This window comes from Arthrobacter sp. UYEF3 (assembly GCF_040546245.1).
Classification (GTDB): Bacteria; Actinomycetota; Actinomycetes; order Actinomycetales; family Micrococcaceae; genus Arthrobacter.
Map to the genome: position 1 here is coordinate 49,202 of NZ_JBEPNK010000020.1, position 19,481 is coordinate 68,682.

A 19,481-nucleotide genomic window follows, 5' to 3' on the forward strand; every position below is an offset into this window, starting at 1 on the left:
CGCGGCCACTGGGATATATTACAAGGCATGCTCTACATCAGCGTTCCGCTCGGCAAGCTCGTCCGCCGGGTCTCCCGGCTCCGGGGCGGAGGCTCTGCCCTGCCCGGCCTGGTGGTCGAAAAAATCGACCCCGGCTTCATGCGGCGGACGCTGTCCACGCTGCCGCTGGGCGTCGCCGTCGTCAGCGGCACGAACGGCAAGACCACCACCACCAAGATGGTGGTCGAACTGCTCGAAAGCCAGGGCCTGAAAGTCTTCACCAACCGCACCGGCAGCAACTTCACCCGCGGCGTCGCCGCTGCGCTGCTCGGTGAGGTGGATTGGCGCGGCCGGCTCGACGCCGACGTCGCCGTCCTGGAGCTGGACGAGGCCCACGCCGTGCACTTCGTCAACCAGGTCCCGCCGCGTTACTGCCTGCTGCTGAACGTCCTCCGCGACCAGCTGGACCGCTTCGGCGAGATCGACAAGACCGCCGAACTGCTGCAGCACATCGCCGCCAAGACCACCGGGACAGTGGTCCTGAACCGTGAAGATCCGCGCGTCGCGCGCATCGCCGGCACGCTTGAGTCAGTAACGCCGGGCGGCCCCGATGTCCGCTACTTCGGCCTCGACGATTCACTGCTGAGCACCTTTCCCAACGACGACGAAATGCGGGCCGCTCCGGGCAGCCCGGCGCCGCCGGCTCCCGCCAGGCCGCCGGCCGACGTCGTCCTCCGCCGGGTGGGCGCCGACGACGCCGGCTTTGAGTACGACGGCGCCACGGTCACCACCGGCATGAAACTTCGCGGCGTGTACAACATCTTTAATGCGGCGGCGGCGCTGACCCTGGCCCGGGCGGTCTCAGCTGCCCGGGGCCAGGCCACCGACCAGGCCGGACTGCTGAAGGCCCTCGCCAACGTGGCGCCCGCGTTCGGCCGGGGCGAGAGCCTCGTCGTCGACGGCCTGCCGCTCGAGCTCGTCCTGGTCAAGAACCCCAGCGGCTTCCGGCTGGGCCTGAAGTCCTTTCCCGCCGCCGGCTACGCCACCATGATCGCGATCAACGACAACTACGCCGACGGCCGGGACATGTCCTGGCTGTGGGACGTCGAATTCGACACCCTCCGTGACGGCGGCGTGGACCAGCTCACCGGCTCCCGCGCCTATGACATGGCGTTGCGGCTGCAGTACGACGACGTCGCGATCGGCGCCGTCGACCCGGAGATCACCCCGGCCCTGGCCGCCTTCATCCGCGGCGCTACGGGCAAGCCGAAGCGCATTTTCTGCACCTACACAGCCATGCTGGCGATCCGCCGCGAGCTGTCCAAAATCACCACAGTGGAGGTGGTCTCATGACCCCCGGCTCCCCCGGCAGCCCGCACGGGCTCTCCTTCGGGCATGAACTGCCGGGGGAGAACTCCGCCGCCACCGGCGACGGCACCATCCGCGTGCTGCAGCTCTACCCGCGCGACATGAACATCTACGGCGACTGGGGCAACGCCCTGGTCCTGGCCCAGCGGCTGCGCTGGCACGGCTACACCCCGGAACTGCTCGAGTACAACGTCGGCGATGATTTCCCGGCCAACGTCGACCTCGTGGTGGGCGGCGGCGGCCAGGACAGCGGCCAGCTCGTGATCCAGGATGACCTGCTGTCCCGGGAAACCATTCTCAAGGAGCTGGCCGAGGCCGGCACGCCCATGCTGGTGATCTGCGGGCTGTACCAGCTGTTCGGCAAGTTCTTCAAGACCAGGACCGGCTCGGTGATCCCCGGCATCGGGGTCCTGGATGTGGAGACCCACGGGACGGATGAGCGGCTGATCGGCAACGTCTCGGTCTCCTCCCCGGAGTTCGGCACCGTCCTGGGTTACGAAAACCACAGCGGCCAGACCACGCTGGGCCCGGGCGTCGCACCGCTGGGAACCACGGCCAAGGGCACCGGCAACAACAGCAGTGACGGCCAGGAAGGCGCCCGCTACCGCAACGTCGTGGCAAGCTACCTGCACGGTTCGCTGCTGCCCAAGAACCCGGCGCTGGCGGACTTCCTGATCAAGACCGCCGTGGAGCGCAAGTACAGCAGCTTCACACCCGGCACCCCGGACGACTCCTACGCCGTCTTGGCCCGGGACCACGCAGCCCGCAGGCCCCGCTGACGCCCGGGCCCGCGCCTGATCGAGGGCAGCGGCGCCGTGTCAATCCGCGGCCCCGCTGTTTCGGAGCAGCTGCACGAACTCTGCGGGCCGCGTCGCCGGCCACCAGTGGCCGCTGTCCACACGCACCACAGTCAGCCTGTCCACCCAGGCGTCGAGCCCCTCCACCAGATCCGGGGACAGGAAGGGATCCCGGGCCGGCACCACCACCTGCACCGGTATCGTCACGTGCGCGGCGGCCGGCCAGTTCCGGGCCGCGAGGATGTTGCTCCGGTAGAGTGCCAGCCCGCGGACCGGGTCGTTCCCGACGTCGCGTTTGGCGAGCTTTTCGTAGCGCCGGGTGAGGACCAGCCGCCAGGCGGCTTCCGGCAGCACCGGGAGCAGGAAGGCGCCGATGTACCAGCTGCGCAGCAACTGCCCGGCCAGCTGCCGCCAGGCCCGCGGGTTCCGGGACCGTGAGCGGATCCAGTGTGAGAAGTGGCGCAGGTCCGGGCCGGAGACGCTCGTGTACCGGCCGATCAGCCCGGCGGCACGCGGGTCCTGCACGGCGGCCCAGCCCTGGATCGATCCCCAGTCGTGCCCCACCAGATGGACCCCGGCGGCGCCGACGTCGGCCAGGACGGCAAACACGTCGTCCACCAGTGTTCCCAGGGTGAAGTCGCCGGGGCTTCCGACGACGGCGGACGCGCCGGCGTTGCGCGTGTCGTAGGCCACCAGATGGTGCGTCGTGGCGAGTTCCTCGATGGAGCGCAGGAACACCCGGTGGTCGTCGGGATAACCGTGCACCAGCAGCAGCGTCGGCACGCCGGGACCGGGCTGCCGGCCGAACTCGAACACGGCCAGTGTGGCACCGCGCACCGGGACGCTCCGCCGTCGTTCCCTCAATGTATCCATGGCTATGGCTCCTTGGTGATGAGCAGTTCGTGAGCGCCCGCCGTGGCGGCGCCCAGTGATTCGACGACGGTTTTGGTCCGTAGCCGGGTGGCCGCATCCGCGGCGGCCCCGGCACAGGAACCCTGCGGGGCATCGGAGGCCACCGAGCACCAGCGGTAGGGAGCGCGCACTATGACGGACGGCGCCCAGGCAAGGTCTGAGGAGGACCACTTGCCCGCGGCGTCCTGGCTGAACTGCGCGCGGACCAGCAGGCCCTCGTTGTTCACCACGTAGGCGGGCGAGAGTTCGGTGATCCCGTTGCCCAGTCCGTAGACAATCCAGGTGCCGTTATATTGTTCGATCGGGAGCACCGAGTGGGTATGGTGGCCGTAGATCATGGTGAACTGGCCGCTGTCCACCAGGGCATGCGCGACGGTTTGCTGCTCGGTGTTTGGCGCGCTTGAGTACTCGTCGCCGGCGTGCATGACGCCCAGGACGATGTCTGCTCCCAGGGCCCTCGCCTGCCGTGCCTTGGCGATCATCGCGGCGGGATCGAGCATGTCCACCTGCCAGGCTTGCTCCGGCGTCTGCCCGTTCAGCCCGTATGCTCCCTCGATCACGGCGATTTTCGCGGCGGGGGTCTGCAGGATCAGGACGCCCCGGGAGTCGGCTTCGCTGCGGTAGGAGCCGGTGTGCTGCAGCCCGGCGGCGTCGAGGGCGTCCAGCGTGCGGACCAGCCCGGCGGTGCCGAGGTCGATGGTGTGGTTGCTGGCGGTGGTGCAGGCCTGGTAGCCAACCCGCTGCGCGGCCGTGATGATCTGCGGCGGGACGTTGAACGACGGGTAGGCGGAGAACGGCCCGGTGGCTCCGGCCACCGGCGTTTCCTGGTGGCAGATGGCGAGGTCGCTCTTTTCGATGTATTTGCGCTGCCCCTCCAGCAGCGGTCCGAAGTCCAGGCCCTTGGCGCCGGTAGCGAGGGCGTCCGCGCGGGCCTGCTCCCAGAGCTGGGCGTGCACCAACATGTCGCCGGTGACCAGCACGGCGGCGCAACGGACGGCCGCGCAGGCCGGGCCCTTCCCGGGCGTCGGGGTCGGCGTTGGGGTGGGAGTCGGCGTTGCCGGCGGCTGCGAAGGAGTCGGATTGGCCTCCGAAGTTCCGGCCGGAGCGGGCCCCGACGCGGCGGCGTCGGGGCGGGCGACAAGGCCACAGGACGCCAGGGACGCCAGGGACGCCAGGGACGCCGCCAGGATTACTGCGGCTGAGCCGGCAAGGAGCCGGCCGGGCAGCACGGAGCTGATGATTCGCATGCGGTCATCGTACGATGGCGCGAAGCACAACACGCTTAGCGATTGATTATGAGCGCTTCATTGAGAACACCGGCCGTACATGAAAGAGTTATTTCATGATCAATCCTCTCTTGAGCCCCAGCACCCTGCCCTACGGGCTGCCGCCCTTCGCGGACATCGGGGTCCGGCATTACTCCGAAGCAGTGGAGGCAGGCCTGGCCGAACATCTGGCTGAGATCCAGGCCATCGTGGCGGACCCGGAGCTGGCGACCTTCGAGAACACGGCGTTGGCGATGGAGCGTTCCGGCCAGCTGCTGCAGCGGGCGTCGGCGCCGTTCTTTACGCTGGTGTCCGCGGACGCCTCGGAGCCGATCCGCGAGCTGGAGACCCGTCTCTCCCCTGCCTTCTCGGCCCATCAGGACGCCGTCTACCTGAACCGGGGACTGTTTGAGCGCTTCGCCGCCATCAACACCGACCGGCTCGACGCCGAATCCGGCCGACTCGTGCAGGAATACCTCAAAGAATTCCGCCAGTCCGGCATCCGGCTCGACCGAGCGGGCCAGGAGCGGCTCAAGGCAATCAACGCCGAATTGTCCAGCCGCGGCACCGAATTCGGCCAGCGCGTCAAGGAAGGCATGAAGTCTGCCTCTCTGCTCCTCGACGACGCCGCGCAGCTCGCCGGGCTTCCCGCGGACGACGTCGCCAGCGCCGCCGAAGCAGCGCGGACCGCCGGGTACGAGGGAAAATTCCTGCTCACCCTCATCCAACCCAGTAACCAGCCCGCGCTGGCCGCGCTGGAGAACCGCGAGGTGCGGCGCAGGCTCTACGAAGCGTCGATCGGCCGCGGGAGTGCCGGCGGCAGCCTCGAGGTGCTGGATTTGGTCAGGGACATGGTGCGGCTCCGCGCCGAGAAGGCGGGGCTGCTCGGCTTCGCCAACTTCGCCGAACTCAGCGTGGACCAGCAGACGGCCCCGGATTTCGAGGCAGTGCAGGCCATGCTGAACCGTCTGGCTCCGGCGGCCGTCCGGAATGCCGACGTCGAAGCGGACACCCTCGCGGAGGTCGCGGGACACCCATTGGAGGCGTGGGACTGGGCCTATTATTCGGCCCGGGTTAAGCGTGAACGGTACTCCGTGGACGAACAGGCCCTCCGGCCGTACTTCGAACTCGACCGGGTGCTGCAGGACGGCGTCTTCTTTGCCGCCAACGCCCTCTACGGAATCACTTTCCACGAGCGGACCGACCTTGCCGGCTACCACCCGGATGTTCGGGTCTGGGAGGTGAAGAACTCCGACGGTACCGGTCTGGGACTGTTCCTGGGCGATTACTACACCCGGGACTCGAAGCGGGGCGGTGCCTGGATGAACTCGCTGGTGGATCAGTCCGGCCTGTTCAACGCCCGGCCCGTGGTGATCAACAACCTCAACATTTCCAAGCCGCCGGCCGGCGAGCCGACCCTGCTGACGCTGGACGAGCTGCGGACTACGTTCCACGAGTTCGGCCACGCCCTGCACGGCCTCTTTTCCTCGGTCACCTACCCGCGGTTCGCCGGTACCTCAGTGCCGCGCGACTTCGTCGAGTACCCCTCGCAGGTGAACGAAATGTGGATCCTGTGGCCGGAGGTGCTCGCCAATTACGCCCGGCACCACGCCACCGGTGAGCCGCTGCCGCAGGAGTCGGTGGACAAACTCAACGAGGCCGCGCTCTGGGGCGAGGGCTTCGGCACCACCGAGTACCTTGGTGCGGCGTTGCTGGACGTCGCGTGGCACGTGCTGGACGGCACCGACATCCCGGACGACGTGCTGGCGTTCGAGGCAAAAGCCCTGGCCGCGGCCGGGGTGGCGCACAGCCTGATTCCGCCGCGGTACCGGACGGGCTACTTCCAGCACATCTTCGCGGGCGGCTGGTATGCGGCGGGCTACTACTCCTACATCTGGAGTGAGGTCCTCGACGCCGAAACCGTGGAATGGTTCAAGGAGAACGGCGGCCTGAGACGGGCGAACGGCGACTTTTTCCGGGCCGAACTGCTTTCCCGCGGCAACAGCCGCGACCCGCTTGCGTCCTTCCGCGCTTTCCGCGGCCGTGACGCCAGGCTCGAGCCGTTGCTCAAGCGCCGCGGCCTGGAGTGAGCCTGCGCCGGCTGCTCCGTAACCGCCGTTTTGCAGCCTCGTAGGGGCAGTTACGGAGCAACGGACGGGGAAACGACGACGGCGGCCGGTCACCTTTGGAAGGTGGCCGGCCGCCGTCGTGGTTAATGCCTGAGTTCAACTACCAGCCGCGCTCGGCGAGGCGGTGCGGCTGCGGGATCTCGTCGACGTTGATGCCCACCATGGCTTCGCCCAGTCCGCGGGAGGCCTTCGCGATGACGTCCGGGTCGTCGAAGAAGGTGGTCGCCTTCACGACGGCGGCCGCGCGCTGGGCCGGGTTGCCGGACTTGAAGATGCCGGAGCCGACGAAGACACCGTCGGCGCCGAGCTGCATCATCATCGCGGCGTCGGCCGGGGTGGCGATCCCGCCGGCGGTGAAGAGCACCACCGGGAGCTTGCCGGTGCCGGCAACTTCCTTGACCAGTTCGTACGGGGCCTGGAGTTCCTTGGCGGCGACGTACAGTTCGTCCTCGGGAAGGGCGGCCAGCTTGAGGATTTCGGCGCGGATCTGGCGCATGTGGGTGGTGGCGTTGGAGACGTCCCCGGTACCGGCTTCACCCTTGGAACGGATCATGGCCGCGCCCTCGTTGATGCGGCGGAGGGCTTCGCCGAGGTTCGTGGCGCCGCAGACGAAGGGAACGGTGAAGTTCCACTTGTCGATGTGGTTGGCGTAATCCGCAGGGGTGAGGACCTCGGACTCGTCGATGTAGTCCACGCCGAGGGACTGCAGGATCTGGGCCTCGACGAAGTGGCCGATCCGGGCCTTCGCCATGACCGGCACGGAAACGGCGTCGATGATCGCATCGATCATGTCCGGGTCGGACATGCGGGACACGCCGCCCTGGGCGCGGATGTCGGCGGGAACGCGTTCCAGCGCCATCACGGCCACGGCACCGGCGTCTTCGGCGATGCGGGCCTGCTCGACGTTGACGACGTCCATGATGACGCCGCCTTTGAGCATCTCCGCCATGCCGCGCTTGACGCGGCTGCTGCCCGTAACGTTCTTGGCGGACGCGCCGGCTTCGCTGCTTACATCAGGTGTAGACACAAAAACCCCTATGGGTAGATAGATGATCTCGCCGGGGCGCGGACGGCACGCGGATGACAATCTCGCATACACCGGCTCGCACACACCGGATTACCGGGAACCATTGGCCGGTAAGGCTAATACTAGTCCCCCTCCGCGGCCGGGCTGAATCCGGTTACGGCACCCGGATGGTGTGCAGGGACGGGAACCCGAGGCCACCCTCAGGCGGCTTGTTCGGTGGCCGTGCCCTTGGTCTCTTCGATGGACTGGCGGTGCACGGCGGAGATGCGCTGCACCACCGTCACGAAGCTGGCCAGGCCGAGCAGGCAGAGGGTTGCGAACAGGACCACTGTAGGCAGTCCGAGCCCGGTGAAGCCGGTGACCACCAGGACCGACACCAGACGTTCCGCCCGCTCCGCAACGCCCACGTTTGCGTGGTAGCCGAGCGCTTCGGCTTTGGCCCGCGCGTAGGACACGACCATGCCCAGCACGAGGCAGACGACGGCGGCGATGGCGATCGGGGCGTCGGTGCCGCCGGTGAAAAACCAGATGGCGACGCCCGCAAAGAGCGCCCCGTCCGCGACACGGTCCAGGGTGGAGTCCAGGAAGTTGCCCCAGGCTCCGCTGCGTTCCTGCATCCGGGCCATGATGCCGTCGATGACGTCGGAGAAGATGAAGGCAGTGATGAACAGCGTCCCCCACCAAAGCTGGCCCAGCGGGTAGAGCACGAGGGCGCCGACCACCACACCGGCGGTACCGACGATCGTGACCGCGTCCGGCGAGACACCCATCCGCAGCAGCCAGCGCGCCAGCGGCGAGAACAGGGCGGTAAAGAAGCCACGCGCGTGCTTATTCAGCATCCGTCGTCCCGGAAGGCATCTGCCCGTCGTTCTCCCCGGCACCGTTACCCTGGGGCCACGCCTCGGCGACCTGCTCGCGGACTTCGCCGAGGGTCTGGGTGACCGCCTTCGTCTGCGCGATGATCGGGAAGAAGTTGCCGTCCCCGCCCCAGCGCGGCACCACGTGCTGGTGCAGGTGACCCGCGACGCCGGCCCCGCCTGTCACTCCCTGGTTCATGCCCAGGTTGAAGCCGCTGGGGTTGGCGACCTTCCGCAGCACCCGCATTGCGTTCTGGGTCAGTTCGGCGAACTCCGCGGTTTCATTGACGGTCAGGTCGGTGTAGTCCGGAATATGCCGGTACGGGCAGATCAATAGGTGGCCCGGGTTATACGGGTAAAGGTTGAGCACGACGTAACAGGACCGGCCGCGGTAGACGATCAGGGCATCCTCGTCGGTGCGCTCTGGCGCGACGCAGAAGGGGCAGTCGTCCTTGTTCTTGAACTGGTGCTGGCCGCCCTTGATGTATGCCATGCGGTGCGGAGTCCACAGGCGCTGGAAGGCGTCCGGCACCCCGGCCAGGACAAAGTCGTCCGTTACTTCGTCGTCGCCCGGGTGGCCTTGGAAAGCGCCTGTGGTCTCCTGCACGTGCTGCTCCCCCGCTAGCTGGTCCGGTTGCGGACGGCGTCGACGATCCGCCGGACGGCTTCGGCCACGGGCACACCGTTGTCCTGGCTGCCATCACGGAACCGGAAGGACACGGCGCCGGCCTCGGCGTCGTCCCCGCCGGCGATCAGCACGAACGGGATCTTGTCCTTGCTGGCCGTGCGGATCTTCTTGGGGAAGCGGTCCGAGGAAATGTCCACCTCGGCACGGATGCCCTCCCCCTTGAGCTGGTCGACGACGTCGAACATGTAGTCGTTGAAGGCTTCGGCTACCGGTATGCCGACCACCTGCACCGGGGCCAGCCAGGCCGGGAAGGCCCCGGCGTAGTGTTCGGTCAGGACGCCCATGAAGCGTTCGATCGAGCCGAAGAGGGCGCGGTGGATCATGACGGGGCGCTGGCGGGTGCCGTCGGCGGCCTGGTATTCGAGTTCGAACCGCTCGGGCAGGTTGAAGTCCAGCTGGATGGTGGACATCTGCCAGGTCCGGCCGATGGCGTCGCGGGCCTGCACGGAAATCTTCGGTCCGTAGAACGCGGCTCCGCCCGGATCCGGGACCAGTTCCAGGCCGGATTCCTGGGCGACTTCCGCGAGGGTCCGGGTGGCTTCCTCCCAGACATCGTCCGCCCCCACAGACTTCTCCGGGTCCTTGGTGGAGAGTTCGAGGTAGAAGTCGTTCAGCCCGTAATCCTTGAGCAGCGCGAGGACAAAGTTGAGTGTCTTGGTGAGCTCATCTTTCATCTGCTCGCGGGTGCAGTAGATGTGGGCGTCATCCTGGGTCATGCCGCGGACGCGGGTGAGGCCGTGCACGACGCCGGACTTCTCGTAGCGGTAGACGGATCCGAACTCGAACAGCCGCAGCGGCAGTTCGCGGTAGGACCGGCCGCGGGAGCGGAAGATCAGGTTGTGCATCGGGCAGTTCATCGGCTTCAGGTAGTAGTCCTGGCCGGGCTTGCGTACGGTGCCGTCCTCGTTCAGTTCCGCGTCGATGTGCATCGGCGGGAACATGCCTTCGCGGTACCAGTCCAGGTGGCCGGAGACCTCGTAGAGGTGGCCTTTGGTGATGTGCGGGGTGTAGACGAAGTCGTAGCCGGCGTCGACGTGCCGCTGGCGGGAGTAGTCCTCCATGGCCTTGCGGATGATGCCGCCCTTGGGATGGAACACCGGCAGGCCCGAGCCCAGTTCATCCGGGAAGGAGAACAGGTCCAGCTCTACGCCGAGCTTGCGGTGGTCGCGGCGTTCGGCCTCGGCGATCCGCTCCTGGTACGCCTTGAGGGCTTCCTTGGTGGGCCACGCTGTGCCGTAGATGCGCTGCAGCTGCTTGTTCTTTTCGCTGCCGCGCCAGTAGGCCGCGGAGGAGCGGGTCAGTGCAAAGGCGTTGGAGATCAGCTTGGTGTTGGGCAGGTGCGGGCCGCGGCACAGGTCGCACCAGACGGTGGTGCCGTCCTTGCGTTCGACGTTGTCATAGATGCTCAGTTCGTTGCCGCCCACCTCGACGCTGGAGCCGTCGGCGTCTGACCCGGCGCCCTTGAGGCCGATCAGTTCGAGCTTGTAGGGCTCGTTCTTCATCGCCTCGCGTGCTTCGTCCTCGGTGACCACGCGGCGGACGAACTTCTGGTTCTGGTTGATGATCTTCTGCATCATCTTTTCCAGCTGGCGCAGGTCTTCCGGGGTGAACGGCTCCTCGACGTCGAAGTCGAAGTAGAAGCCGTCGGTGATGTAGGGGCCGATGCCGAGCTTGGCGTCGGGACGCAGCTGCTGCACAGCCTGGGCCATGACGTGGGCGGTGGAGTGGCGCAGTACGTTGAGACCGTCCGGGGAGCCGATGGTGACACCTTCGATGGTGGCGCCCTCGGGCAGCGGCTGGTCCAGGTCTTTCAGTTCGCCGTCGACGCGGACAACAACGACGTCGCGGCGCTCAAAAAAGAGTTCCGCGCCGGTTGTCCCGGTAGTCACCTTGGTCTCTTCGCCGTCGACGAGAAGGGTGATCTGCTGGGCTTCTGACACGGGTGTCTCCTATTCAAAGTTTAGGCTTCGTAGCTTGTGGCGTACGGGGACCACAGCCAGCCTCGTCCATGCTATCGGGTTCCGGATGGGCCAACCAACGCGGCCGGCCGGCAGTCAGCCGCTGTTTAGCCGGAGAACCCGGTGATGGCCAGGTTCCGGCGGATCCCGTCCAGGGGGCCCGGCACCGCGGCTTTTGACGGCGCGCCGGGTCCGCCGGGTTCGCCGGGGCCGCCGGGTGCGGCCGGGGGGAAGGGCAGGGTCTCGGTGCGGCTGAGGTCCCAGGCCATGGAGGCGCTGATGCTGATCCCCCGCGGCCCGGTCCGCCGGGTGGTTCCCCGGATCAGCAGCAGCCGGGTGCCGAACAGCAGGGGCCCGGACTGTTCCTGGGCCTCATGGAAGAAGACCGAGTCCACGCAGCCGGTACCGTCGTCGATGCTGATGAACACCACCCGGCGGCCGCCGCGCATCGGCGGGGTCTGGGTGGCCACCCGCACCCCGGCCACCAGCACTTCGGTGCCGTTGCGCAGTCCCAGCAGCTTATCCGCCGTGGTTACGCCCAGCCGGTCCAGCAGGGGCCGGTGGCTAGCCATTAGATGCCCGCTGACATCCACCGCCATCAGGTCCAGTTCGGCCCGGATGGTTTCCACCAGCGTGGGGGCCGGGAGCCCGCCCTTCAGGTTTTTGAGTTCGACGTCGCCCAGCGGCAACGCCAGCTGGCCCTCGATGACCTCCACGCCCTTGCGGTGCGGCCGGGCCTGCAGCTGCTGCAGGTGCTGGACCAGGTCGGCCCGGTTGGCGGTTCCGCCGGAGGCACGGTGCAGCGTGTCGAAGGCGCCCAGCTGGGCCAGGCGCTGGATGCTGGGCTTGCTGATTCGGGAGCGGGCCCGCAGGTCCGCGAGGGAGTCATAGGGCTGGCCGGCCACGATCCGTTTCAGTTCGGCGCCGGAGAGTCCGAAGATACCGTTGATGCTCAGCCGGATGCCCAGCCTGCCCCGGTCCGGTCCGGTTTCCACCCGCTCCACCCGGTATTCGGCCTGGCTGCGGTTGATATCCAGCGGCAGGATGGGGATCCCCAGCCGCCGGGCCTCGGCCACCAGCAGCCGTTTGGGGTACATGCCGGGGTCATGTTCCCAGAGTCCGGCCAGGAAGGCTTCGGGGTGGTGGGTCTTGAGCCAGGCCGACTGGTAGGTGGGCACGGCGAAGGCGGCGCCGTGCGCCTTGCAGAAGCCGAAGCTGCCGAATGCCTTCAGGGTGCCCCAGACCTTATCCACCACCTCGGGCGTGTAGTTCCGGGCGCGGGCCTCGCGGCGGAAGAATTCCTCCACCTTGCCTTCCAGTGCCTCGTTGCCGAGGGCACGCCGGAATTCGTCGGCCCGGGCCAGCCCGCAGCGGGTCATCACGTCGAAAGTCTTGAGGATCTGCTCATGGAACACGGTCACCCCGTGCGTCTCCTGGAGCACCGGTTTCAGGTCCGGATGCGGGTAGACCTCCGGCGCGAAGCCGTGCCGGTGTTCCAGGAAGGGCCGGACCATATCCGACTTCATCGGCCCGGGCCGGAACAGCGAGATGTCGATGATGAGGTCGTTGAATTCCCGGGGCGCCAGCTTGCCGATCAGTTCCCGCTGGCCCGGGGACTCGATCTGGAAGCAGCCCAGGGTATGGGTGCTGCGGATCAGCTCATAGGTGGGTTCGTCGTCGAGCGGGACGGCGTTGAGGTCGATGCGGCCGTCCGCGGCGATGTAATCCGGCCCGGTGCCGTCCGGTCCGGCCGGGTGGCGGCCGGCCGCCACCACCTCTGCCTTGGACGGATGCAGCCGGATCACCTCCCGGACCGCAAAGGCCATGGCGGACTGCATCCGGACGCCGAGGACATCGAGTTTGAGCATGCCCATCGGGTCCATGTCGTGCTTGTCGAACTGGCTCATCGGCAGGCCCAGCCCGCTGGGCTGGACCGGGGTGCGGTCCAGCAGCGTCGCGTCGCCCAGGATGACCCCGCAGGGGTGCATCGAAATGTGGCGCGGCAGCCGGTCCAGCCGTTCGGTCAGGTCCACCAGCAGGTCCAGCTGCTGGTTTTCGCTGAAGCCGCGCTGCTCCACCCGGCCGGCGAACTCCTTCAGCTCCGGCTTCTCCACCAGGGCCTCGCGGAAGTTCCGGGCCGAAAACCGCCACAGCTGCTTGGCGATCTCGTCGATGTCGCCGCCGTCCATGCCCAGGGCCAGGCCGGCGTCGCGGACGGCGCCCCGGGCGCGGTACCCGTTCTGCATGCTCATCAGCGTGACGCGTTCGGAGCCGAAGCGCTCAAAGATCTTCCGGTAGACGTTGTGCCGTTCGGCGCTTTCGACGTCGATATCGATATCCGGGAGGGTGGCGCGGTCACGGGACAGGAAGCGCTCGAAAATCAAGTCGTGCTGCAGCGGGTTCACCTGGCTGACATCGATCAGGAAGTTGACCAGGCTGGAGGCGCCCGAGCCGCGGGCTGCGGCCCGGACCCCCATATCCTGGATCATCCGGGACACCTCCGCGACGGTCAGGAAGTAGGCGGCGAAGCCCAGGCTGTCGATGATCCGCAGTTCGTGTTCCAGCCGGGCATGCAGCTCTGCGGCAGGCTTCCCGGTGATGCCCGGGAAGCGCCGGCTGATGCCCGCCTCGCAGCGCCGCGTGAGCTCCACGAGCGGATCCCCCGCAATCCCGATCACCGAGGCCTCCGGGACCACGGGCTGCTTCCATCCCATGTCCGTGCCCGGATCCATCCGGCAGCGGTCCGCGAGCGCCTCGGTGTGTGCCAGCAGGCTTTTCAGGTCCGCGGCGCCGTACCCGGCGGCGTGCATGATCTCCTGGCCGAGCCGCAGCATCTGCGCGGAGGATTTCAGCCAGCCCTGCCCGTTGGGTTGCAGCAGCGGGGCGGCCGAGAGCTCGGGCAGGGATTTGAGCGTCCGGGCGGAGTCCAGCACGTCCGCTGTCGCTGCGCCGTCCTCGGCGCAGTACCGAACGGCGTTGCTTAGCACCGCCGGGACTGAGTGTTCCGCGGCAAGCTTGAGCATCCGCACTGCGTGGGCCGTGCTCAGCGGCTCGCCCGGCGGGCTGAGCTGCGAGACGACCTCGGCGGCGAGGGTTCCCGGCGGCATGGCGTCCAGCCAGCGTTTGAAGAGCGTGCGGGGGCGCAGGTAGCGCCGCCCGCCCATGGCACGGCCGACGTCGGAGTCCGGGCCGACCAGCACGGTCAGCACCGGCTTGAGGGTGTGCGGATCCAGGGCGCGGGAGGCCAGTTCCGCACGGGTCACGGCGACGGGCACCGCTCCCCCGGCCTTGCCCGAGGTACGGGCATGGGCGTCGGAGACCAGCCGGCACAGCGCCCGGTACCCGGCGCCGTGGTTCTGCCCGTGCGCCAGGACGACGACGCGTCCTCCGAGCCGGGTGCGGAGGTCGCCGTCGTCGTCGAAGACCGCGAGGTCCACCCCCACGACCGGGTCCAGCCCTGCCGCCATGCAGGCTTTCAGGTGCTTGACCGTGCCGTAGAGCCCGTCGCGGTCCGTGCAGGCGAGCGCCGTGGCGCCGTCCGCGGCGGCGGCGGCAGCCAACTCCTCCGGCCAGGACACCCCGTAGTGGGCGCTGAACGCGGTGGAAACGTGCAGGTGGGTAAAGCTCATGCCGATTCGGGTTTCCGGAGTGGTCGCAGGGCATCGTGGATCCGCAGCAGCCGCCAGCGTCCGCTGGCCAGGTGCCGGCTCAGGTCAAGGGTGAGGGTCCGCTCCGGGTTCCCGGCATCCCGGACCTGGACGCGCCAGATTTCGTGGTCCACCAGCCCCGGGCCGCTGCCCAGCGGCGCCCGCCGTTCTTCCGCCCACCACTGGCGCCGCTCAAACCAGCGGACCGGCTCGGCGCAGAGGGCATAGTGCCGCCCGGCCCAGTCCAGGGACTCCGGCTGGCCTGCCGGGGTGCAGACGACGTCCACCGACTCGCTGAACATCCCCATGGTGCCTCCCGGAGCGCTGGCCACAATAATTTTGTGCGTGAACATCTTGAAGTATTCGAATATATCTTCGAATACTTCAGTCTACGCCGGGCCGGGGACAAAACCTAGATCGGGGGTGGACGGACGCAGGCGCAGGTAGCAGGATTGAGCCATGAGCTCCCACAGCGCACTCCTGAAGCACGTAACCATCGCCGCCAAGGATTCAACCTTGGTGGCGATGTTCGCTATCGACGGGAATATTCCGAGTTCCGGCGCCTATGTGGTGGGGCTCGTCGCGGCCACCCCGGACCACTCCCACCAGCGCCGGATGGAAATCGAGTTCATAAACGGCGAGGCCGTGTCCTTTTTCTGCTTCAGCCACGACGGCACGGAGGAGAACTTTGACCTCAAGGGAGTGGAGCACTCCGGCAACACCATCACCGGGACCTTTCCGATCAGCACGGTCCGGGGGCTGGTCAAAGGCCACCTGATGACGGCGTTCAGCGATTGCGAGGGCAGGGAGTACCAGGCCAACGTGCCCGTCGAAGAGTCGCTCTAACAGCCGTACCGTGCTGAGCCGCCAAGTGCATGACAGGATCGCATGATGCAACCGCGGGTCGACTTCATCTCACTTGGGGTCCGCAGCGTTGACGCCTCGCGCCGCTTCTACGTCGAGGGCCTCGGCTGGCCGGTCCACCGGGAGGTTCCCGGCGAGGTGGTCTTCCTGCAGGCAAACCACGGCCTCATCCTCTCGCTCTGGAACGCCGCGCAGATGCAGGCCGAGGCGGGAACGGATGCCCCCGCCGGCGTGCCCTGGATCACCCTGAGCCACAACGTCGGCAGCGCGGAGGAGGTGGAGTCGGTGATGCGCCAGGCAGAAGCCGCGGGCGCCGACGTCGTGGCAGCGCCGAAGACCCAGCCCTGGGGCGGATACACCGGCTACTTCGCCGACCCGGACGGCTTCCGCTGGGAGATCGCCTTCAACCCCACCTGGACGGTCGACGCCGGCGGCAGGGTCACGGTCTAGCCGCCTTTACTCAGAACAGGCTGCCGACCGGCTCGATCAGCTCCGGGGAGTCGTTCCTGACGTTTCCGACGGCGGTGCCGACGGCGTCGATCGCCCAGCCCTCGGCCACGTCGTGTGCGCCGGCCCGGACCAGCCCCACCAGGGCGGCGGCATCGTCGGCCTGCGGGTCCAGCCAGGTCTCCATGGTCCGGCGGTCCATCGGCAGCGGGACCCGGTCATGCAGGGCCGTCAGTTCCGCCAGCATCCCGCCCGCGTAGCCCTCCGGCGGCGAGTCGGTGGTCATGATCGAAGTCGACAGCAACCAGCGCTCCGGGTCATCCTCCGCTTTCGACGGATCCTTCCACCATTCATAGAGCCCCGCGAAGACAATAGCGCTGCCGTCCCTCGGGTGCACGTAGTACGGCTGCTTGCCGCGGCCCTCGCCCTTCCACTCGTAGTAGCCGTCCGCCGGGACCGCGCAGCGCCGGGACCGGGCGGCCTTCCGGAACGCGGGCTTCTCCAGCACGCTCTCGCTGCGGGCGTTGATCATTTTCGAGCCGATGCCGGGGTCCTTGGACCACGACGGCACGAGCCCCCAGCGGGCAATGTGCAACTGCCGCACTCGCTTGGCGGGAAACTCCCCGTCCACCAGCCGTTCCAGAAGGATCGGCACGTCCGCGGTCGGGGCGACGTTCCAGGACGGCGGAATCAGGAACTCTTCCTCCAGTTCGGCATCAAAGTCTGCCAGCAGGTCTCCGACGGCCCGGGCCATCACGTAGCGTCCACACATGGCACCAGCATGCCACCGGCACCGGCCCGGCGGGAAGCGCCCTGGCACCGGCCCGGCGGGAAGCGCCCTGGCACCGGCCCGGCGGGAAGCGCCCTGGCACCGGCCCGGCGGGCTGCGGGAATAGCGCCCGGCGGGTTACGGTTGTCCCAAGTGATATCCGACTGTCCCGACCGATGACCACCGCGCAACGCCGGTGCGAAGCGTGCGGCCGGCAGCACTGACCAGCTTGAGGAGATTTCCGTGGACTTTACCCCCGATTCCGGCACCATCACCATGTTTTCGACGACCTGGTGCGGCTACTGCAACCGGCTAAAGAAGCAACTGGACGCACAGGGCATCGGCTACACGGAGGTCAACATCGAGGAAGTCGAAGGTACCGCCGAGCTCGTGGAGCAGCTCAACGGAGGCAACCGCACTGTCCCCACCGTGCTCTTCCCGGACGGCACCGCGGCCACCAACCCCTCCGCAGCAGAGGTGAAGAGCCGCCTCGCGGCCTAAAGCTTTCTCAACAAGGACACACCACCACACCAGCTACGGCGCGGTCTCCCGGATCACCCAGGACCCGCGCCGTGCCGCATCCGGCCGCGAAAGGCAACGGACGCGGTGATGAAAGGAGCCCTCCCCATGGTCCACAAAGTCAAAGCCGCAGTAGTCCGGTCCAAGAACGCCCCCGTCACCCTGGAGACCATCCTGGTGCCGGAGCCCGGACCCGGCGAGGCCCTGGTGGATATCCTCACCTGCGGCGTCTGTCACACCGACCTGCACTACAAGCAGGGCGCCATCAACGACGATTTCCCGTTCCTGCTCGGCCACGAGGCCACCGGCGTGGTCAGCGCCGTCGGCCCCGACGTCACCGAGGTGGCCCCGGGCGACCGGGTGGTGCTGAACTGGCGCGCCGTCTGCGGCGAGTGCCGGGCCTGCCGCCGCGGTGAGCCGCAGTACTGCTTCAACACCCACAACGCGACCCAGAAGATGACCCTGGAGGACGGCACGGAGCTGACTGCCGCGCTCGGCATCGGCGCGTTCGCAGAGAAGACCCTCGTCGCCGCCGGCCAGTGCACCAAGGTGGACCCCGCCGCCGACCCCGCCGCGATCGGCCTGCTGGGCTGCGGTGTCATGGCAGGCCTCGGCGCCGCCATCAACACCGGCAACGTCAAGCGCGGCGATTCCGTCGCGGTGATCGGCTGCGGCGGAGTGGGCACGGCTGCGGTTGCCGGCGCCGCGCTCGCTGGCGCCACCACCGTGATTGCCGTGGACATCGACGCCAAGAAGCTCGAACGCGCCAAGGAACTCGGCGCCACCCACACCGTGGATTCCTCCGGCGTCGACCCTGTCGAGGCGATCCGAGAACTCACCGGCGGCTTCGGCGCCGACGTCGTAATCGACGCCGTCGGACGGCCCGAGACTTACAAGCAGGCGTTCTACGCCCGCGACCTTGCCGGCACCGTGGTCCTGGTCGGCGTCCCGAGCCCGGACATGACCCTGGAGCTGCCGTTGCTTGACGTCTTCGGCCGCGGAGGTTCGCTGAAGTCGTCCTGGTACGGTGACTGCCTGCCGTCCCGCGACTTCCCCATGCTGATCGACCTCTACCGTCAGGGCCGGCTGGACCTCGATGCCTTCGTGACCGAACGCATCACGATCAATGACATCGAGGCAGCCTTCGAGAAGATGCACGGCGGCGCCGTGCTCCGTTCCGTGGTCGAGCTGTGAACGGCACCCCCGGCAGGCCCGGAACCGGCTTGCGGATCGACCAACTGATCACCTCGGGAACGTTTTCGCTCGACGGCGGCACCTGGGACGTGGACAACAACGTCTGGATCGTCGGCAACGACGCGGAATGCCTGGTGATCGATCCGGCCCACGACGCCGCCGCCATCGCGGCCGCCGTCGCCGGCCGGAAGGTCAAGGCCATCCTGCTCACTCACGGCCACGACGATCACATCGCGGCCGTGGGCGAGTTCCGCAGCCTGGTCGGAGCGCCGGTCTACCTGCACCGCGACGACTGGATGTTGTGGGACCGGGTCTTCCCGGGAACCGAGCCGGATCACCGCATCGACGACGGTGACTCCTTTGACGTCGCCGGCGCAGGGCTGGTGGCGCTTCACACGCCGGGCCACTCGCCCGGCTCGGTGAGCTTCCACCTGGCCGGCGAGGGCACGGTCTTCACCGGCGACACGCTGTTCCAGGGCGGCCCGGGCGCCACCGGCCGGTCCTTCAGTGACTTCCCCGCCATCATCGAGTCCATCAGGGCGCGGCTGCTCACGCTTCCGGCGGACACGGTGGTGCGCACCGGGCACGGTGATTCGACGACGATCGGCGCCGAAGCACCGCAGCTGCAGGAATGGCTCGCCCGCGGGCACTAAGCCGGCCCGGGTCCCGGCGGGAAACCGCTTCCAGCTAGCCGACTTCCACCAGGATGTGGTCGTCCCGGTGGACCATGCGGCGGCCTTCGAAGGCGTTGAACAAGACCCGGCGCACCGGCCGCCCAGCCGGCACCCGTCCCAAGGAAAGAGAACAATGACACTGGCACCAGAAGGCCGGAAGATGCTGCGGATTGAGCAGCGCAATGCGGCCACCCCGGTGGAACGGAAACCCGAGTGGATCAAGGCCAAGGTCCAGATGGGCCCGGAGTTCGTCCAGCTCAAGAACCTGGTCAAAAAGGAAGGCCTCCACACCGTCTGTGAAGAGGCCGGCTGCCCCAACATCTTCGAATGCTGGGAAGACAAGGAAGCGACCTTCCTGATCGGCGGCTCCGAATGCACCCGGCGCTG

17 protein-coding genes and 1 pseudogene are annotated in these 19,481 nt (G+C 67.9%); 9 read left to right on the forward strand and 9 right to left on the reverse strand.

Annotation, left to right across the window (positions count from 1 at the left end; all coding sequences use genetic code 11):
* Positions 1–27 precede the first annotated feature (27 nt).
* Positions 28–1,332, forward strand: a complete 1,305-nt coding sequence (locus tag ABIB14_RS13940) for a MurT ligase domain-containing protein (RefSeq protein WP_354236508.1) — start codon at positions 28–30, stop codon at positions 1,330–1,332.
* A complete protein-coding gene (locus ABIB14_RS13945; protein WP_354236509.1) occupies positions 1,329–2,126 on the forward strand; it encodes a type 1 glutamine amidotransferase in 798 nt (265 codons plus the stop codon). The genes ABIB14_RS13940 and ABIB14_RS13945 overlap by 4 nt, the downstream gene beginning before the upstream one ends.
* A 39-nt stretch (positions 2,127–2,165) precedes the next feature.
* On the opposite strand, the gene ABIB14_RS13950 is transcribed toward ABIB14_RS13945, so the two are convergent.
* Both ABIB14_RS13950 and ABIB14_RS13955 read right to left on the reverse strand, forming a co-directional pair.
* On the reverse strand, positions 2,166–3,017 hold the full coding sequence (locus tag ABIB14_RS13950; RefSeq protein ID WP_354236510.1) for an alpha/beta fold hydrolase: 852 nt from the start codon (positions 3,015–3,017) through the stop codon (positions 2,166–2,168).
* A gap of 2 nt (positions 3,018–3,019) precedes the next feature.
* Complete coding sequence (locus tag ABIB14_RS13955) at positions 3,020–4,303, reverse strand: CapA family protein (protein ID WP_354236511.1); 1,284 nt, start codon at positions 4,301–4,303, stop codon at positions 3,020–3,022.
* A gap of 95 nt (positions 4,304–4,398) precedes the next feature.
* Between ABIB14_RS13955 and ABIB14_RS13960 the strand changes: the two genes are divergently transcribed.
* Entirely contained in the window at positions 4,399–6,411 is a 2,013-nt protein-coding gene (locus tag ABIB14_RS13960; RefSeq protein WP_354236513.1) for a M3 family metallopeptidase, read from the forward strand.
* A gap of 139 nt (positions 6,412–6,550) precedes the next feature.
* Here the strand turns inward: ABIB14_RS13960 and pdxS are convergent, their stop codons facing one another.
* From pdxS to ABIB14_RS13990, 6 genes are all read right to left on the reverse strand, one after another.
* The gene (gene pdxS / locus ABIB14_RS13965; protein WP_354236514.1) at positions 6,551–7,477 is read right to left on the reverse strand and encodes a pyridoxal 5'-phosphate synthase lyase subunit PdxS; all 927 of its coding nucleotides are present in this window, start codon (positions 7,475–7,477) and stop codon (positions 6,551–6,553) included.
* A 200-nt stretch (positions 7,478–7,677) separates the two neighbouring features.
* The gene (gene pgsA, locus ABIB14_RS13970) at positions 7,678–8,316 is read right to left on the reverse strand and encodes a phosphatidylinositol phosphate synthase (protein ID WP_354236515.1); all 639 of its coding nucleotides are present in this window, start codon (positions 8,314–8,316) and stop codon (positions 7,678–7,680) included.
* A complete protein-coding gene (locus ABIB14_RS13975; protein WP_354236516.1) occupies positions 8,306–8,941 on the reverse strand; it encodes an HIT family protein in 636 nt (211 codons plus the stop codon). The genes pgsA and ABIB14_RS13975 overlap by 11 nt, the downstream gene beginning before the upstream one ends.
* A gap of 14 nt (positions 8,942–8,955) precedes the next feature.
* Positions 8,956–10,962, reverse strand: a complete 2,007-nt coding sequence (thrS, locus tag ABIB14_RS13980) for a threonine--tRNA ligase (protein WP_354236517.1) — start codon at positions 10,960–10,962, stop codon at positions 8,956–8,958.
* A gap of 125 nt (positions 10,963–11,087) precedes the next feature.
* On the reverse strand, positions 11,088–14,609 hold the full coding sequence (locus ABIB14_RS13985) for a DNA polymerase III subunit alpha (RefSeq protein ID WP_354236518.1): 3,522 nt from the start codon (positions 14,607–14,609) through the stop codon (positions 11,088–11,090).
* A complete protein-coding gene (locus ABIB14_RS13990; RefSeq protein WP_354236528.1) occupies positions 14,606–14,935 on the reverse strand; it encodes a DUF6504 family protein in 330 nt (109 codons plus the stop codon). Before ABIB14_RS13990 ends, ABIB14_RS13985 begins: the two co-directional genes overlap by 4 nt.
* A 151-nt stretch (positions 14,936–15,086) precedes the next feature.
* On the opposite strand from ABIB14_RS13990, the gene ABIB14_RS13995 reads away from it, so the two are divergent.
* Positions 15,087–15,473: a hypothetical protein gene (locus tag ABIB14_RS13995; protein ID WP_354236519.1), complete on the forward strand. Its 387-nt coding sequence runs from the start codon at positions 15,087–15,089 to the stop codon at positions 15,471–15,473.
* 45 nt (positions 15,474–15,518) lie between these two features.
* On the forward strand, positions 15,519–15,941 hold the full coding sequence (locus ABIB14_RS14000; protein WP_354236529.1) for a VOC family protein: 423 nt from the start codon (positions 15,519–15,521) through the stop codon (positions 15,939–15,941).
* 10 nt (positions 15,942–15,951) lie between these two features.
* Here ABIB14_RS14000 and ABIB14_RS14005 read toward each other — a convergent pair whose 3' ends face one another.
* A complete protein-coding gene (locus ABIB14_RS14005; RefSeq protein ID WP_354236520.1) occupies positions 15,952–16,710 on the reverse strand; it encodes an SOS response-associated peptidase in 759 nt (252 codons plus the stop codon).
* A 240-nt stretch (positions 16,711–16,950) separates the two neighbouring features.
* On the opposite strand from ABIB14_RS14005, the gene ABIB14_RS14010 reads away from it, so the two are divergent.
* From ABIB14_RS14010 to ABIB14_RS14025, 4 genes and pseudogenes are all read left to right on the forward strand, one after another.
* Positions 16,951–17,208: a mycoredoxin gene (locus ABIB14_RS14010; protein WP_354236521.1), complete on the forward strand. Its 258-nt coding sequence runs from the start codon at positions 16,951–16,953 to the stop codon at positions 17,206–17,208.
* 126 nt (positions 17,209–17,334) lie between these two features.
* Positions 17,335–18,420: an S-(hydroxymethyl)mycothiol dehydrogenase gene (locus ABIB14_RS14015; RefSeq protein WP_354236522.1), complete on the forward strand. Its 1,086-nt coding sequence runs from the start codon at positions 17,335–17,337 to the stop codon at positions 18,418–18,420.
* Positions 18,417–19,073, forward strand: coding sequence for an MBL fold metallo-hydrolase (locus ABIB14_RS14020; RefSeq protein WP_354236523.1), 657 nt, complete (start codon positions 18,417–18,419; stop codon positions 19,071–19,073). The genes ABIB14_RS14015 and ABIB14_RS14020 overlap by 4 nt, the downstream gene beginning before the upstream one ends.
* Positions 19,074–19,227: 154 nt before the next feature.
* Positions 19,228–19,481 (forward strand): annotated as a pseudogene (locus ABIB14_RS14025) (lipoyl synthase); the annotation flags it as partial.

What these genes read in the sequence shown, in the direction of transcription:
- ABIB14_RS13995 (WP_354236519.1), top strand. Translation starts at nt 15,087, where the DNA reads ATGAGCTCCCACAGCGCACTCCTGAAGCACGTAACCATCGCCGCCAAG.
- pgsA (WP_354236515.1), bottom strand. Translation starts at nt 8,316, where the DNA reads ATGCTGAATAAGCACGCGCGTGGCTTCTTTACCGCCCTGTTCTCGCCG.
- ABIB14_RS13990 (WP_354236528.1), bottom strand. Translation starts at nt 14,935, where the DNA reads ATGGGGATGTTCAGCGAGTCGGTGGACGTCGTCTGCACCCCGGCAGGC.
- ABIB14_RS14000 (WP_354236529.1), top strand. Translation starts at nt 15,519, where the DNA reads ATGCAACCGCGGGTCGACTTCATCTCACTTGGGGTCCGCAGCGTTGAC.
- ABIB14_RS14015 (WP_354236522.1), top strand. Translation starts at nt 17,335, where the DNA reads ATGGTCCACAAAGTCAAAGCCGCAGTAGTCCGGTCCAAGAACGCCCCC.
- ABIB14_RS13940 (WP_354236508.1), top strand. Translation starts at nt 28, where the DNA reads ATGCTCTACATCAGCGTTCCGCTCGGCAAGCTCGTCCGCCGGGTCTCC.
- ABIB14_RS13950 (WP_354236510.1), bottom strand. Translation starts at nt 3,017, where the DNA reads ATGGATACATTGAGGGAACGACGGCGGAGCGTCCCGGTGCGCGGTGCC.
- ABIB14_RS14005 (WP_354236520.1), bottom strand. Translation starts at nt 16,710, where the DNA reads ATGTGTGGACGCTACGTGATGGCCCGGGCCGTCGGAGACCTGCTGGCA.
- ABIB14_RS13955 (WP_354236511.1), bottom strand. Translation starts at nt 4,303, where the DNA reads ATGCGAATCATCAGCTCCGTGCTGCCCGGCCGGCTCCTTGCCGGCTCA.
- ABIB14_RS13960 (WP_354236513.1), top strand. Translation starts at nt 4,399, where the DNA reads ATGATCAATCCTCTCTTGAGCCCCAGCACCCTGCCCTACGGGCTGCCG.
- ABIB14_RS13945 (WP_354236509.1), top strand. Translation starts at nt 1,329, where the DNA reads ATGACCCCCGGCTCCCCCGGCAGCCCGCACGGGCTCTCCTTCGGGCAT.
- ABIB14_RS13985 (WP_354236518.1), bottom strand. Translation starts at nt 14,609, where the DNA reads ATGAGCTTTACCCACCTGCACGTTTCCACCGCGTTCAGCGCCCACTAC.